Genomic DNA, 14,266 nt, shown 5'->3' with positions numbered 1-14,266 from the left:
TGTTTTTTTATGCGTGCTATTTAGCCAGCCGCTGCTGTAACGCAAAAATAGCGCCGCCTATTATCAGTGCCCAAAAGGCCGACGACAAACCCAGTAACGACAAATCCGAAGCCGTGATCAAAAAGGTACATAAGGCAGCTTCACGTTCTTTGGCCTGAGACAGCGCAGCGGCCAGGGAGCCCTCCAGCGCGCCGAGCAAAGCAATACCGGCAACCATAGCAATAAAGGCCGCAGGAAAGGCCTGAATCACACTCACCAGCGCCGCACTGAACAAACCAAACATGGCATACCAGAACATGGCAACAAATGGCCCGAAATAGCGCTTAGTAGGGTTGGGATGCGCATCACTACCGGTACAAATAGCGATGCCGGTAATAAACTGCCCGCTTAAGGCCACCAACACCAAAGGCACAGACACACTAAATAACGCCGATAAAGAAAAGGAAGGGCTGTACAACTGGGGCACAGATAGCTGCCAGTCAACCGCAGCGAAGGACAACCCCTCGGTTGCCATCAGCACCGCAACACCAGCCACTACGGTTAGCATAATCGCATAGCGCGGCAATACCTGACGTAACACAATATAGGCGCCAAACATCACTAAACCCAGCAGCGGTGCGCCGGTCATCTTCGAAAACAACGCCAGGCTGAAATTAACTAATATCCCCGCCAGCAACGCCGCGGCCAGTGATAACGGCAGACGCTTAATTAGCTTCTCAAACCCGCCGCTTAGTCCAAGTATCAACAGCATTGCACCAGACATCAGGTACGCCCCGATGACATCTCCCCACGGCATCCCCGGCACCAACGTCACTAATAAGGCCGAGCCCGGCGCATTCCAGGCAAACAGTACCGGCATTTTGTAACGCAGGCTAAACCAGCCGCATAATAAGCCACTGGCAATCGACATGCCCCAGATCCAGGAGATCAGTACCGCATCGTTTAACCCGGCTGCATCGGCAACCTGAAACAGGATCACCAGAGGCCCGGCATAGCCCATGGTCGAAGCCAGTATACCGGCCACGGCCGCAGACAGTGACCAATCCCCCATACCAGGCAAGGCGATTCGGAAGCGTGTTGGTTGCATAGTAAGACCCCAAAAAAAATGCTGCGGAAACCAAAGAACATGATTTATTCGCAGCATTTTAAGTTATGTAAAAAAATTTCAGACAGCTTACGGCCACTAACCGCAGTCGCCTCCCGCTACAGGCAGGATCGTACCGGTAATATAGCTGGCCTCATCACTGGCCAGATACAAAATGGCCGAAGCCTGTTCATCCAGCGTACCGTAACGGCCCATAAAACTGGTATCTTTGGTCTGGTCAACAATTTGCTGGTACCACACCTTCTCTTCGTCCGACTGGCTGCTTTCGTTGCGCGGCACAATGCGCTGCGGCGCTTCGGTACCACCGGGCGCCGTAGCATTAACGCGAATGTTATATTCAGCGTATTCAAAAGCCAGCGACACCGTTAAAGCATTCACGCCGCCTTTGGCCGCGGCATAAGGTACACGATTGATACCACGGGTTGCCACTGAAGACACGTTAACGATGGCGCCATTACCGCTCTCCAGCATTGCCGGCAGAACTGCCCGGCAACACCACAGGGTTGGGAATAGCGAACGACGTACTTCCTTTTCAATTTCCTGCGGCGCGTAATGGGCATAAGGTTTTGCCCAGATAGTACCGCCCACATTATTGATTAGCTTATCTATGCGACCAAACTGCAGCAGCGCGGCATCCATGGCATTTACTGCACCCTCGTAGGTTTCGAGATCTGCGTTAATAGCAATGGCATCACAGCCGGATTTAACCAGCTCGGCGGCGATATCGTGGATATGCTCAGCCCGGTCGACCAGCGCCAGTTTAGCACCCTCGCTAGCCGCGCGCTGTGCCACGCGCAGGCCAATCCCCTGACCTGCCCCGGTAACCACCAGCACCTGACCATCAAAACGATGACTCATGCCGCTTCCTCTTTCGGCGTGCTGGGATTAAATTTCTCATAGTGGAATGAATGCGGCTCGGTACCTGAGTCTTTAAAATACTGGCGTACGGCATCCACCATAGGCGGCGGACCACATAAATAAGTATCCGCTTCAACCAGGGCAAATGGCACTGCATCCATGTGGTCAGTCACGAAGCCCTGACGTTCATGGCCGCTTTCGCTGTTTACCACAACCGTAGCATAGCTAAACTGCGGCATGGCCTCGGCAAAGGCTTCCAGCGCATCCAGTTTGACCAGGTCGCTGACATTAGTCACGCCGTACAGTAAAAATACCGGCTGCTGAAGGCCCTCGGCCTGCATATATTCCAGCATAGATAAAATGGGCGCCAGACCGGTACCTCCGGCCAGCATCAGCACCGGCCGTTCAACCGCGCGCAGATAAAAGCTACCCAACGGACCAGTCACCGGCAGTTCATCACCTTCAACCGCCGTGTTGCTCAGGTAGCTGCTCATCTTGCCGCCCGGCACATTGCGGATCAGAAAACTGGCCTCATCACTGCCCGGTAATGAACTGAACGAGTAAGCCCGTGAGTCGTTATCGCCCGGAAAACCAAGGTTGATGTACTGCCCCGGTAAAAATGCCAGGGGTTCAGACAGCTTCACATTCAGCTCAATGGTGGTATCCGACAATGCCTGGACACCGGTAACGGTGCTGGTGATAGACTGCGGGCCGGATGCACACAGTGAAGACGCGGCCGGGATATTTACCACCACATCCGACTCTGGCAACATCTGACAGGTCAGAATAATACCGTCTTCGGCTTCATCGTCGGTAAGCGCCTCGTCGATATATTCATCGCCCAGATCGTACTTGCCCTGCCGACACGTGCCTTTACACGTGCCGCAAACGCCATCGGAGCAATCCATCGGCAATTTAACCTGATGCCGGTAAGCGGCATCCAGTACGGTTTCGCCATCGTTGCAGTCGATAACCCGGGTAACCCCGTCTTCAAAATTAAGTGCGACTTTAAAAGACATAGTAATACTCCCCGTCTTTACAGGTGATAAACGTCGATAACCTGATTGATATAATCGTTGTTGAGGACGATTTTCTTGCGCGTGATTACCGGTGTTTCACCGCTTACATCCAGCGTGCAGTGCGCGGTACCGAAAAACTGCGAGGTCTCGCGATAGCGATGGCTCAGGGTGTTAAAGTTGTAGCGAATTTCCATCACGTCACCCTGGTGACTCAAGATCTCCAGGTTCGAGTTCTGATGGGTAGTCCGCGGCTCTGGCATACTCGCACCGGAGCGCTCAGTTTTAATGCGATACACCCGATCTTCCAGACCATTACGGTTCGGATAGTAGATCAGCGAGATCTCTTTATGCGGATCGGCAGTCAGCTGATCGTCGTCATCCCAGGCTGGCATCCAGTATTCACACTTAGGGTGATAACAGCTTAACCACTCATCCCACTGACGATCGTCGAGCAAACGCGCTTCACGAAAAATAAATGCCTGTATTTCCTGATAAGTCATGATTACTGCCTCTTAGTCTTTCTGCACAACGGGGATCTGATTGGCTTTTTCCTGCTCAATGGCAGACAGCATTTCGTTTACCCAATGCTGATGGTGATGCACATACAGACCTTCATCTTCCGGCTTAATCCCGGTAGCCACGGTGTCCATGCCCACCGATTCAGCATACTTATCAGGGCCATTCAGCCAGTGTGCAGCGCCACGGCTCATATCGTTCCAGCGCATCGCGCGGGCTTCGTAGCCCTGCTGACAACCACGGAACTCTTCAAGGTCGTCCGGTGTACCCATGCCCGACACATTAAAGAAGTCTTCGTACTGACGCAGACGCTTCTGGCGGTTTTCGGCTGATTCGCTCTTAGGTGCAAAGCAATAAATCGTCACTTCGGTTTTATTAACCGAGATAGGTCGCAATACCCGGATCTGGGTAGAGAACTGATCCATGATATACACATTGGGATACAAACACAGGTTACGGGTCTGGTTAACAATAGTATCGGCGCGGGCTTCACCCACTTCGCCAATCAGTCGCTCAAACTGACTAAATACCGGGCGAGCCGACGGGTTCGTCAGGCGTGTCCAAAGCATCATGTGGCCGTTCTCAAAGGAGTAAAAACCACCTTCACCAGACCAGCTTTTGGCATCAACCGCTTCGGTCCCGCCTTCGTCATAATTACGGTGGCTCATGGTCGACAGATAGTTCCAGTGAACTGTGCCAACGTGGTAGCCATCGGCACCATTTTCAGCAGTTAGCTTCCAGTTACCCTCATAGGTGTAAGAGGAAGTACCGCGCAATACTTCGATACCTTCCGGATCCTGGTCAACAATGTTGTCGATGACTTTAGTGGTTTCACCCAGGTAAGTTTCCAGCGGCAAAACGTCAGCATTTAAGCTGCCGAACAGGAAACCACGGTACGATTCAAAACGCGCAACATGTTTCAGATCGTGGGAACCGTCGGTGTTAAAGGTTTCAGGATAACCGCCTTTTTTCTGATCGCGGGCTTTGAGGAACTTACCCGAGTTATTAAACGTCCAGCCGTGGAACGGGCAGGTAAACGAGGTTTTATTACCGCGTTTACGGCGGCACAAGGTAGCACCACGGTGTGAGCAGGTATTCAGAATAGCGTTCAGCTCACCGTCTTTATTGCGGGTAATGACCACCGGCTGACGGCCAATACTGGTGGTAAAATAGTCGCCCACTTGTGGGATCTGGCTCTCGTGGGCCAGAAATACCCAGTTGCCCTCAAAGATATGTTTGAGCTCTAAATCAAACAGTTCCTGATCGGTAAAAATGCTCCGATCGCAACGGTAGTGGCCTTTGGCCTCGTCGACTTCAACAGCACCGCGTACGCGCTGCTCCAGTTGATCTAACTTTGTCATATTGATTCCCCCGAATGCGAGCAGGCTTAAGCCTGCTCCGCTGCTGCACGGGCACGAGCGTGCTTGGATTGCTTGTCATCATCGCTGGTCGCTACCAGTGAAATGTTAAATTCCACGTCCAGGTAGTTGTCTTTGAAACCCAGCTCTTTCAGTTTGTCGCTATCGGCGACTGTAGTGGCTTCTACTACTAGTTCTTCGCGGGTGGCAAAAGCAAAATCGTCGTAGGTGTATTCATCACCAGCGAGATTGATTTGCGTAGTCAGGTGTTTGAAGCCCGGCTTTGACACAAAGTAATGAATGTGGGCAGGACGGTTGCCGTGTCGGCCCAGTGACTCCAGCACTTTCATGGTAGAACCGCCCGGGGGGCAGCCGTAACCGCTGGGAACGATACTCTTGGCACGATAGCGGCCTTCAGCGTCGGTGCTGATCCGGCGGCGCAGATTAAATTCGCTCTGCGACGGGTCAAAATGCGAGTACGCCCCTTTTACATCGGCATGCCAGATGTCCACAATGGCACCCGCTACCGGCAGGCCGTTTTCGTCCAGTACCTGACCGTGCAGCCACATTTCCTGACCTGGTGACTGACCGTCATCCATGCGCGCTTCGCCCTCGGTTAACGGTGCGCCTTCAACGTACAGCGGCCCTTCGATGGTACGAGGTGTGCCGCCCAGTTCGCCGGCTGCTGCATCTTTAGCGTCTTCACGAACATCCAGGAAATGGTCGAAGCCCAGACCCGGTGCCAGTAACACGGCTTCGCCGTTAGCGCCCAGTTCGTTAAGATAATTAACGCCTTGCCAAAACTCTTCCTGAGTAATATCAAGATCTTCAATCATGCGGTACACATCGGTTAGGAACCGGTGCATTATCTGTTTAGTCCGTGGGTTACCACCTTCTTTGTCTAAACCAGCTGCTCGCTCGAGCAGTTTTTGTACGTGATCGGTGTTTAAGGTATTAGTTTTAGTCATAGTCGTTATCTCCGAACTACCGGGTGCGGTATTGCTTGCCTGTTGGTGTTTATTTAATTGATGACGGATGCTGACACAGCGGTGTCACCGAAACGTTCATGTAGGGGTACAGCGGTAACGCCATCAGCACATCGTGCAGATGCTGGTTATCCCGCACCTCAAAAATGCTGACATTTGCGTATAAGCCGGCAACCCGCCAAAGGTGTACCCAAATCCCTTCGCGCTGCAGTTCCTCTGCATAGTTTTTTTCCTTGATTTTGATCGCGTTGAATTCCTCTTCGCTCAGGTGAGACGGCGGGTTGACGGTCATTTCAACTTTAAAAAGCATGGTTAATCCTTATTAGTTTTTACGGGCGTATTCGCGCAGCTTGTCTTCGTCAAGCTCCACTCCGAGTCCCGGAGTGGCAGGAATATCAACGCCAAATTCATGATAATTAAGAGGAGTTTTTACAATGTCGTCGCGCTGTAATAACGGCCCGAACATTTCGGTGCTGGCTTCGATGGCTGGCAGGGTCGACCACGCATGTAGCGCCGCAACAGTACCAATGGTGCCTTCCAGTAAGGTACCGCCGTAAAGTCCGACACCCGCGGCAGAACACACTGCCGCTGCATCCAGCGCACCAAACAAGCCACCGGCCTTACCTATTTTCAGCGCCACCGAACCATTGAAGCCGCGGGCCGCCAAATCAAAACAATCGGCACTATCGGCCACTGATTCATCAGCCATCACGCCGATATTGAATTTGTTCGCCAGTCTTACCAGGCTGGCGTAATCTTTTGCCAGCGTAGGCTGTTCTACCCAATCGATACCGGCTTCCTGCAGTGCTGCCATCCCCAGCGCAGCCTGAGACTCGGTCCACGCCTGATTGACATCCACGCGAATGCTTACCGAATCACCTAATGCGGCTTTGATGGCGGCAACGTGAGCGACATCGTCCCGTACACTGCGCGAGCCAATTTTAATTTTGAAAATGTTGTGACGACGCTCAGCAATCATCTTCTTGGCTTCATAAATGTCTTTGTCGGTATTACCGGATGCCAATACCCATAAGCACGGTAAGTGAGCATGGCAGGCGCCGCCAAGTAGGCTTGAAACCGGTACACCAAGTTGCTGACCGCGTAAATCGAGCAGCGCAGTTTGTACAGCCGATTTAGCCAGACCATTGCCACGGAACAGCGTATTCAGCTGGTTCATCAGCGCTCTGGGATTGTCGACAGACTTACCTTTAAGGTAAGGCGCGAAGTAACTGTCGATGTTGGTTTTGATACTTTCGGGGCTCTCAGGCCCATAAGCCAAACCACCAATGGTGGTGCCTTCGCCAATGCCCTGACGGCCTTCGCTGTCGGTGATGCGGACAATCACCATGGATTGCACAGCCATGGAAGTCATCGACAACTTGTGCGGTCGTATCGTTGGAATATCGACGATGTAAGTTTGTATTTGTGTTATCATTTCGCTTGTTAAATTTGTGTTGCCATAAAATATCTGGATGTAAACCTACCTATATTTTTTATTAACAACCAATATTGATTTAGTTGGGACTGATACCCGGGAGGTATGGTGGAGTTACGACACCTGCGTTACTTCTGTGCCGTTGCAGAAGCAAAAAATATGACTCGTGCAGCCGAGAAACTGTTTATGGCTCAGCCACCTTTAACAAGGCAGATCAAACAGTTAGAAGAAGAAATGGGCGTTGATTTATTTGAGCGCCAGGCTCGCGGCATCACGCTAACCAAGGCAGGTGAACACTTTTGGAAGCAGGCCCAACTAATACTCGAAAAGTTAGAATCAAGCATTGAGGAAACCCAGCGTATTCATACCGGCGAGAAGCGCCTGTTTCGAATTGGCTTCGTGCCGTCGGTATTTTATGGTCAGTTACCGCTGCTGATCAGACGGCTGCGTCAGACAACTCGAGCCGAGGTTGAACTTCACGAACTCAAAACCGGCGAGCAGGTAGAGGCACTAAAAGCTGGCAGACTGGACATCGGTTTTGGCCGGGTATTAATGCCCAGTGCCGACGAAGATGTCACGCAAACACTGCTGTTTCGTGAGCCCATGCTGGCGGCGTTACCTATCAATCATCCTCTGGCCGGCTCAAAGATGTCGATGGCGCAACTTGCCGAGTTGCCATTAATACTTTATCCGGCAGGCCCGCCGCCGACCTTTGCCAATATCTGCCGCGATCTGTTCACCAGCCGGGGACTAAAAGTGAAGGTAGCCCAACAGGTAAATGATATTCAGACCGCACTCGGCCTGGTCGCCTCCGAAATGGGCTTTACCCTGGTGCCGGAGCAGGTAAAGCGAATAAATCGCGACGGCGTGGCGTTTGTATCGCTGGAAGAGGAAGGCATTACCAGCCCGGTGATCTGCAGTCAGCGAGCAGAAGCATCAGATGAAATGATGACCGCCGCTATGACCATTGTTAATGAATTAGTACAAAACCGCATTGATGGAAAATACCCCTGATAACACAGGGTCTGCCCAGTACACAGGGTTGCCGGGCGAGTGTTTGGTATTGTGTATAAAGTTACTTAGCGGGTATCAGCGCGAATATTCTGTGCCGCCTGCTGCAACACCGGTAAGCACTCGTTAGTCAGCGTCTCAAGGCTCACCCGCGAGGCATTGGTACTCACGTTCATTGCCCCAATCAAACCGCCCTTGCCACTGAACACCGGCACTGCAACTGAGCGCAGCCCCTCTTCAAGTTCCTGATCAACAATGTTGTAGCCCTGCTCGCGAGTGACATCTAAAACTTCTTTGAGTGCTTCAGGGGTGGTGACACTGCGGCGGGTATGGGCCGTTAACTGCGCTTCACTAAGCCATACTTTTTGCTCCGCACTGTCGAGCCAGGCCGCCAGCACCCGTCCCATGGAGGTATAAGGCGCAGGCAACCGGGTGCCGGTGGTGATGTTAATTGACATCAGCCGGTGTGAGGCTGGCGACCTTGCAACATAAACCACGTACTGGCCGTCGAGTTTCCCCAACGAGGCAGACTCGCCAAGACTCAGCGTGATGTCTTTCAGGTAATGTTCAACCACGGCCAGATAGTTATTACTGGCGGTATACGCCTGCCCCAGCGTCAGTACTTTAGGAGTGAGCGCAAACACCCTGCCGTCGCGGCGGATAAAACCCAGGGCATGCAACGTAAGTAAAAACCGGCGCGCCTTGGCGCGGTCGATGCCCATCCGCTCGGCAACCTGAGTCAGTGTCATCTGCTGATGCTCAGCGTCGAAAGCTGCCAACACTTCCAGCCCGGTGGCCAGGGCGCTTATGTAATCCCTGTGATCAGGGAGGATTTTGTCATCACTCATGGTGTCATTCTCATTTTCGTCTGCGCAATTATTTCTTATTCCGCTGTTAAGTACCAGTTCTCTATTTTTTTCAGCCACATAATCGGAAACTGCCCGCGCGCTGCGCATTTTTTTAACAATTTATTCTTGACCAGCACTGATTAGATCATTTATTTTGTTTGCAATGTGAATTTTAATTCGTATGGCGAACTTTTATTATGACAGTTTTTACTACTCTTTCACAAGCCATTGCAGATGGTGTGCGCGACGGGCATACCATTGCACTTGAAGGCTTTACTCATTTAATTCCCTTTGCTGCAGGACACGAGATCATTCGTCAGCAACGCCGCAATCTGACCCTTATCCGCATGACCCCGGATCTGATTTACGATCAGCTGGTTGGCGCAGGTTGTGTCAGAAAGCTGGTATTTTCCTGGGGCGGCAACCCGGGAGTGGGTTCGTTACACCGGGTTCGCGATGCCATTGAACACAGCTATCCCCGCCCGGTGGAAATTGAAGAACACAGTCATGCAGCAATGGCTAACGCCTACGAGGCCGGCGCTTCAGGCCTGCCTATGGCGGTATTTCGCGGTTATGTCGGCAGCGACTTAAAAGATGTCAATCCGAACATTAAAACGATTTTTTGCCCGTTCACCGGCGAAGAGCTTGCCGCGGTACCGGCCATTAAGCCCGATATCGGCATTATCCACGCGCAGAAAGCCGACAAAGCCGGCAACGTGCTGCTAGAAGGCATTGTTGGCGTACAAAAAGAAGTTGCACTGTCTTCCCGCCACTGCATTGTCACCGTTGAAGAAATTGTCGATGACCTCGGCGCCGGCCCGAACAGCTGCGTTCTACCTGCCTGGTCTGTCGATGCCATAGCTACCGTTCCCGGCGGTGCATCCCCGTCTTATGCCCAGGGCTACTATCCTCGCAATAACAGCTACTACAAAGAGTGGGACGGTATTAGCCGTAGCCGCGAAAACTTTAACAAATGGCTGGATGAACAAGTAATTAACGGAGACGCACTATGAGTACTGAGCAATATAGCGCCGCTGAAATGATGACCATTACCGCCGCCCGTGCGCTGCATAACGGCTCCACCTGCTTTGTTGGCATTGGTTTGCCCAGCGAGGCGGCCAACCTGGCGCGGCTGACCCACGCACCGGACATCACCTTAATTTACGAGTCAGGCACAATCGAAACCAAACCCCGCGTACTGCCTTTATCCATTGGTGACGGTGAGCTGTGTGAATCGGCCTTAACCACCGTTTCCGTGCCGGAAATGTTCCGCTACTGGCTGCAAGGCGGCCATATTGATGTTGGCTTTTTAGGCACGGCGCAAATTGACCGTTACGCCAACCTCAATACCACTGTTATCGCAGCGAATCACCCGGCAGAGGGTGCCGACGGCGCGCACAGTTACGCAAACCCGAAAGTACGCTTACCGGGCGGCGGTGGTGCACCGGAAATCTCAACCAATGCCAAAGAGGTGATTGTTACTCTTAAACATTCGGTACGCACCTTTGTTAAAGACGTGGACTTTGTCACCACGCTGGGCTTTGGCCGCGATGGCCAGGCGCGACGGGGCAGAAAAACCATCGGCAAAGGGCCGGTTATGGTGATCACCGACTTGTGTATTCTGCGCCCGGAGCCTGAAACCAACGAGCTGATTGTGGTGAGTTTGCACCCAGGCGTAACCAGAGAGCAGGTTACCGAGGCAACCGGCTGGGACGTGCGTTTTGCCGATGCCTTGCAAACTACCGATCTCCCAAGCCAACAAGAAATTGAAGTATTGCGGGAACTTAAACGGGTTACCGCCGAAGCTCACAATAAAACGGAGAGCGTATAATGAATGTATATCTTTGTCATCCAAGACGTTCAGCAATTGGTCGCTATGGCGGCGCACTGGCACCGATTCGACCCGATGATCTGTTAGCCCAGGTTATTCAGGCGGTGCTGGCGCAATGCCCGGACCTGCCTGCTGACGCAATTGATGATGCCTTTTTTGGTTGTGCCAACCAGGCCGGTGAGGATAACCGTAACGTAGCCAGAATGGCTACACTGCTGGCCGGACTGCCCCATTCGGTACCAGCCACAACCATTAACCGCTTGTGCGGTTCCGGCATGGATGCCGTAGGCCTGGCCTATCGTAGTATTGTAACGGGCGATGCCGATCTGATTTTAGCCGGTGGTGTTGAATCCATGTCACGAGCGCCGTTTGTAATGGGTAAATCCAGCGGGCCGTACGATCGTGGCCAGAAGCTGGAAGATACCACCATGGGCTGGCGCTTTATTAATCCGGCGCTAAAGAAACAATATGGCACAGAGACCATGCCTGAAACCGCAGAGAATGTGGCAGAACGTTATGGTATCAGTCGTGAAGCCCAGGATGTGTTTGCCAGTCAGTCTCAGCAAAAGGCCGCTGCCGCTCAGGAATCCGGGCGTTTTGCCAAAGAAATCGTGCCGGTAAGCTATCAGCCACGAAAAGGCGATCCGGTCATCATCGATAAAGATGAACACCTGCGCCCGCAAACCACGCTGGAAGCGCTGGCAAAACTGAAAGCGCCCTTCCGGAAAAATGGCAGTGTAACCGCGGGCAATGCCTCCGGCATCAACGATGGTGCTGCGGCTATGCTGGTCGCCAGTGAAAGTGCAGTAAAACGCTATAACCTGGTGCCTGTTGCGCAAATCAAGGGCATGGCGACAGCCGGTGTTGAACCGTCGGTGATGGGCATTGGCCCGGTACCGGCAGTGCAGAAATTACTTGCTAAACAGCAGCTAAGCCTTGACGATATCGGCATAATAGAACTAAACGAAGCGTTTGCCGCACAGGCGCTTGGTTGTTTGCAGGAGCTGGGGCTGAGCGCTGATGACAGTCGCGTAAACCCTAACGGCGGTGCGATTGCTCTGGGCCATCCGCTGGGCATGTCTGGTGCACGTTTACTGCAAACGGCAGCGCTGCAGTTTGAAGAATCATCTGCCGAGTACGCCTTATGCAGCATGTGCATTGGCGTGGGTCAGGGTATTGCCACACTTTTAAAACGGGTTTAGGACATCGTTATGCCAGTATCAACGCAACAAGGTATTAATTACCAGTTTATCGACAATCCAGGCAAACCCACGGTGGTATTAGCCCACCCGCTGGGCATGAATATGCACGTGTGGGATTACCTGGTGCCCGACCTGACCACCAATTTCAGTATCCTGCGCTTTGACTTAGCCGGACACGGTGACAGCACGCCATACAGTGCCGACACCACCAGCCTGGAAGACTCACGCCTGGTTGATGATCTGCTGCAGCTTTGCGATGAGCTGGGCATAGCAACCTTTCACTTTGTGGGAACCTCCATTGGCGGCATGTTAGGTCAGCAGCTATTAGCGTCGGCCAGTGAACGCCTGCTTAGCGCCACGTTAACGAATACGGGTATGAAAATTGGTAGCCGGGAGGGCTGGCTGGACCGCCAGGCCAAGGTGATGCAGCAAAGTCTTAGCACCCTGGCCCCGAGCCTGGTAACCCGCTGGTTCAGCCCAGAAAGTACAGAACGTTACCCTAACCTGCTGTCTCAATGGGCTTCCCTGCTGGCCAGGACTGACGATCATTCCTACGGGTTGTTATGTGCCTGGTTGGGGGAACAGGATATGAGCGAGTCGCTGGAAGCCACCGATATTCCGGTACTACTGATTGCCGGTGAAGACGATGTGGCGACCCCAACCTCAGATCTTATCGCGCTGGGTAAAGCACTCAACAAACCTGTTGCCGAGCTTAAACAAACCGGCCATGTGCCTTCGCTGGAGTCGAGTCGCGAATTTACCCAACTGGTGCGTGATCACCTGACTTCCGTTAAATAACTCCGCATTGATAAAAGCGATATGTGAGCCCGGGCAGCATTATTGAAGCCCGGGTAAGTTTTTTCACTCGCAATTACCAGTAGTTGAGCAACTCAAAATCCTGCTCTGCGGCATCGATGAAAGCCTGATAAATCCGTTTGCGCTGCGAACTTTCCGGCACAAAAATGTAGCAAGGCGGGCGAGGAACAGACTCCTGCAACTCAAACCACAACTTATCCAGCGATTCTTTTCCGGGCACCACGTAAGTCTCACCCCATGTAGTGGTATAGATAACGGTCACTTCATCCACGGTAGGCTTGAGACGGCTGGAGGTAAAATTGACCACTGCCATACAGGCCTTGACTTGCATCGGGCTTAACAGGGCTTCCCGTGGAATGGCATTCACCCGCACCGGGCCGAAGATCTTGCCAAAATGCTTGATCAGGGCATGGATGTCGCTGTCGGTAACCGGATCAGTATCGTAATCCAGTAACACTGTGGTGCAGATATCGATGACACGATTACAAAGTATAAGTAGGATTAACACTATCTACTACCCAAAAGACCAGCCACACATTTTTGTTGCCAACATCTTTCGTTTCGCTAGTTGCTGTGAGTTGATTGAATTGGCAGTGCTGCTTACTCGTGACTTACCTGCCTTTGAGTTCAGGAATGGCGAGTTACAAGTAAACTTAATACTCCTGGCAAAATATAAGGATTGTCGGTATCAGGATGGCTTTGAGTATTAAGCACCAAAGTCAAAGTCGCGTTGAATGATATAGTCGCTTAATGGGGCAACGTCCGGTGGAGCTCGAAGTGGCGGCATAAGAGTTTCTTTTTTTGCACCTAGCAAAATCTGCTTGTCAATGTACGCCAATATCTTATGGGTAACAGCCGGATCCGTAATGCAGGCAATGATTTTTACGTTGCGCTTTTCACACACTTCGCACTGGGTGATATCGATATTGAACACCCTTTTTAACCTTTGAACCCATGACATTGCACGCGCATGGTATGGCTTATCTGAATCTTTCAGATGTTCTGCTAAGCGCGGGCTGTTCTTTCCACGTTGTGAAGCCGTTACCTCGGCACGCACCTTAGCATTGGGAGCAAATACGCCATAAAATCGGGTAAGATTAAGTCTGGGTGGTGGCACTAATGCAGCAAGTTTGCCGATGAAATCAAGTGGGGAAAAGAAAACATGGGTAGTACCGTTTCTGTAAGGTGTCTTGAGTTCATACTTCACCTTACCGGAATCAGTTAGGCTCAATCGTTGTTCACTGATAGCAGGTCGTGCGATGTACCGACATAGCCTTTCCA

General features: G+C 52.1%; 16 protein-coding genes. 5 read left to right on the top strand and 11 right to left on the bottom strand.

Translation table 11 applies throughout. The features are described 5' to 3' along the window. Positions 1-16 precede the first annotated feature (16 nt). From BFC17_RS00085 to BFC17_RS00050, 8 genes are all read right to left on the bottom strand, one after another. Entirely contained in the window at positions 17-1,087 is a 1,071-nt protein-coding gene (locus BFC17_RS00085) for a benzoate/H(+) symporter BenE family transporter (RefSeq protein WP_070174426.1), read from the bottom strand. A gap of 96 nt (positions 1,088-1,183) precedes the next feature. Beyond that, positions 1,184-1,963 (bottom strand): 1,6-dihydroxycyclohexa-2,4-diene-1-carboxylate dehydrogenase, encoded by a 780-nt coding sequence (locus BFC17_RS00080; protein WP_070174425.1) that lies wholly within the window; start codon positions 1,961-1,963, stop codon positions 1,184-1,186. Further along, the gene (gene benC, locus BFC17_RS00075; protein ID WP_070174424.1) at positions 1,960-2,982 is read right to left on the bottom strand and encodes a benzoate 1,2-dioxygenase electron transfer component BenC; all 1,023 of its coding nucleotides are present in this window, start codon (positions 2,980-2,982) and stop codon (positions 1,960-1,962) included. Before benC ends, BFC17_RS00080 begins: the two co-directional genes overlap by 4 nt. A gap of 17 nt (positions 2,983-2,999) precedes the next feature. After that, complete coding sequence (benB, locus tag BFC17_RS00070; protein WP_070174423.1) at positions 3,000-3,482, bottom strand: benzoate 1,2-dioxygenase small subunit; 483 nt, start codon at positions 3,480-3,482, stop codon at positions 3,000-3,002. 12 nt (positions 3,483-3,494) lie between these two features. After that, entirely contained in the window at positions 3,495-4,859 is a 1,365-nt protein-coding gene (locus tag BFC17_RS00065) for an SRPBCC family protein (protein WP_070174422.1), read from the bottom strand. Between the two features lie 26 nt (positions 4,860-4,885). Further along, positions 4,886-5,824, bottom strand: coding sequence for a catechol 1,2-dioxygenase (gene catA, locus BFC17_RS00060; protein WP_070174421.1), 939 nt, complete (start codon positions 5,822-5,824; stop codon positions 4,886-4,888). Between the two features lie 49 nt (positions 5,825-5,873). After that, positions 5,874-6,152, bottom strand: a complete 279-nt coding sequence (gene catC / locus BFC17_RS00055; RefSeq protein WP_070174420.1) for a muconolactone Delta-isomerase — start codon at positions 6,150-6,152, stop codon at positions 5,874-5,876. A gap of 12 nt (positions 6,153-6,164) precedes the next feature. Next, positions 6,165-7,277 carry a muconate/chloromuconate family cycloisomerase gene (locus BFC17_RS00050; RefSeq protein ID WP_070174419.1) on the bottom strand — a complete coding sequence of 371 codons (1,113 nt, stop codon included), beginning with the start codon at positions 7,275-7,277 and terminating at the stop codon, positions 6,165-6,167. A gap of 105 nt (positions 7,278-7,382) precedes the next feature. On the opposite strand from BFC17_RS00050, the gene BFC17_RS00045 reads away from it, so the two are divergent. After that, entirely contained in the window at positions 7,383-8,291 is a 909-nt protein-coding gene (locus BFC17_RS00045) for a LysR family transcriptional regulator (RefSeq protein WP_229680961.1), read from the top strand. A gap of 65 nt (positions 8,292-8,356) precedes the next feature. On the opposite strand, the gene BFC17_RS00040 is transcribed toward BFC17_RS00045, so the two are convergent. Beyond that, positions 8,357-9,136, bottom strand: coding sequence for an IclR family transcriptional regulator domain-containing protein (locus BFC17_RS00040; protein WP_070174552.1), 780 nt, complete (start codon positions 9,134-9,136; stop codon positions 8,357-8,359). A gap of 197 nt (positions 9,137-9,333) precedes the next feature. Between BFC17_RS00040 and BFC17_RS00035 the strand changes: the two genes are divergently transcribed. The 4 genes from BFC17_RS00035 to BFC17_RS00020 are packed head-to-tail and all read left to right on the top strand — an operon-like array spanning position 9,334 to position 12,967. Continuing rightward, positions 9,334-10,149, top strand: a complete 816-nt coding sequence (locus BFC17_RS00035; RefSeq protein ID WP_070174418.1) for a CoA transferase subunit A — start codon at positions 9,334-9,336, stop codon at positions 10,147-10,149. Then, positions 10,146-10,967 (top strand): CoA-transferase subunit beta, encoded by an 822-nt coding sequence (locus BFC17_RS00030; RefSeq protein ID WP_070174417.1) that lies wholly within the window; start codon positions 10,146-10,148, stop codon positions 10,965-10,967. The genes BFC17_RS00035 and BFC17_RS00030 overlap by 4 nt, the downstream gene beginning before the upstream one ends. Then, positions 10,964-12,169, top strand: a complete 1,206-nt coding sequence (pcaF, locus tag BFC17_RS00025; protein ID WP_070174416.1) for a 3-oxoadipyl-CoA thiolase — start codon at positions 10,964-10,966, stop codon at positions 12,167-12,169. Before BFC17_RS00030 ends, pcaF begins: the two co-directional genes overlap by 4 nt. Before the next feature lie 9 nt (positions 12,170-12,178). Further along, positions 12,179-12,967 carry an alpha/beta fold hydrolase gene (locus tag BFC17_RS00020; RefSeq protein WP_070174415.1) on the top strand — a complete coding sequence of 263 codons (789 nt, stop codon included), beginning with the start codon at positions 12,179-12,181 and terminating at the stop codon, positions 12,965-12,967. A 73-nt stretch (positions 12,968-13,040) separates the two neighbouring features. On the opposite strand, the gene BFC17_RS00015 is transcribed toward BFC17_RS00020, so the two are convergent. Next, positions 13,041-13,493 (bottom strand): hypothetical protein, encoded by a 453-nt coding sequence (locus BFC17_RS00015; RefSeq protein ID WP_139141951.1) that lies wholly within the window; start codon positions 13,491-13,493, stop codon positions 13,041-13,043. Positions 13,494-13,691: 198 nt separating this feature from the next. Beyond that, positions 13,692-14,266 (bottom strand): transposase (locus tag BFC17_RS00005; protein ID WP_175439504.1); only part of this gene is annotated, 575 nt, incomplete at its 5' end.

Origin of the sequence: Marisediminitalea lipolytica, from assembly GCF_001758465.1 — a bacterium.
Lineage (GTDB): Bacteria > Pseudomonadota > Gammaproteobacteria > Enterobacterales > Alteromonadaceae > Alteromonas > Alteromonas lipolytica.
Note: the sequence above shows the minus strand (reverse complement) of the source record. Positions and strands in the feature narration are given on the sequence as shown.

What these genes read in the sequence shown, in the direction of transcription:
- BFC17_RS00085 (WP_070174426.1), bottom strand. Translation starts at nt 1,087, where the DNA reads ATGCAACCAACACGCTTCCGAATCGCCTTGCCTGGTATGGGGGATTGG.
- benB (WP_070174423.1), bottom strand. Translation starts at nt 3,482, where the DNA reads ATGACTTATCAGGAAATACAGGCATTTATTTTTCGTGAAGCGCGTTTG.
- BFC17_RS00050 (WP_070174419.1), bottom strand. Translation starts at nt 7,277, where the DNA reads ATGATAACACAAATACAAACTTACATCGTCGATATTCCAACGATACGA.
- BFC17_RS00035 (WP_070174418.1), top strand. Translation starts at nt 9,334, where the DNA reads ATGACAGTTTTTACTACTCTTTCACAAGCCATTGCAGATGGTGTGCGC.
- benC (WP_070174424.1), bottom strand. Translation starts at nt 2,982, where the DNA reads ATGTCTTTTAAAGTCGCACTTAATTTTGAAGACGGGGTTACCCGGGTT.
- catA (WP_070174421.1), bottom strand. Translation starts at nt 5,824, where the DNA reads ATGACTAAAACTAATACCTTAAACACCGATCACGTACAAAAACTGCTC.
- BFC17_RS00020 (WP_070174415.1), top strand. Translation starts at nt 12,179, where the DNA reads ATGCCAGTATCAACGCAACAAGGTATTAATTACCAGTTTATCGACAAT.
- BFC17_RS00065 (WP_070174422.1), bottom strand. Translation starts at nt 4,859, where the DNA reads ATGACAAAGTTAGATCAACTGGAGCAGCGCGTACGCGGTGCTGTTGAA.
- BFC17_RS00040 (WP_070174552.1), bottom strand. Translation starts at nt 9,136, where the DNA reads ATGAGTGATGACAAAATCCTCCCTGATCACAGGGATTACATAAGCGCC.
- catC (WP_070174420.1), bottom strand. Translation starts at nt 6,152, where the DNA reads ATGCTTTTTAAAGTTGAAATGACCGTCAACCCGCCGTCTCACCTGAGC.
- BFC17_RS00030 (WP_070174417.1), top strand. Translation starts at nt 10,146, where the DNA reads ATGAGTACTGAGCAATATAGCGCCGCTGAAATGATGACCATTACCGCC.
- BFC17_RS00080 (WP_070174425.1), bottom strand. Translation starts at nt 1,963, where the DNA reads ATGAGTCATCGTTTTGATGGTCAGGTGCTGGTGGTTACCGGGGCAGGT.
- BFC17_RS00045 (WP_229680961.1), top strand. Translation starts at nt 7,383, where the DNA reads ATGGTGGAGTTACGACACCTGCGTTACTTCTGTGCCGTTGCAGAAGCA.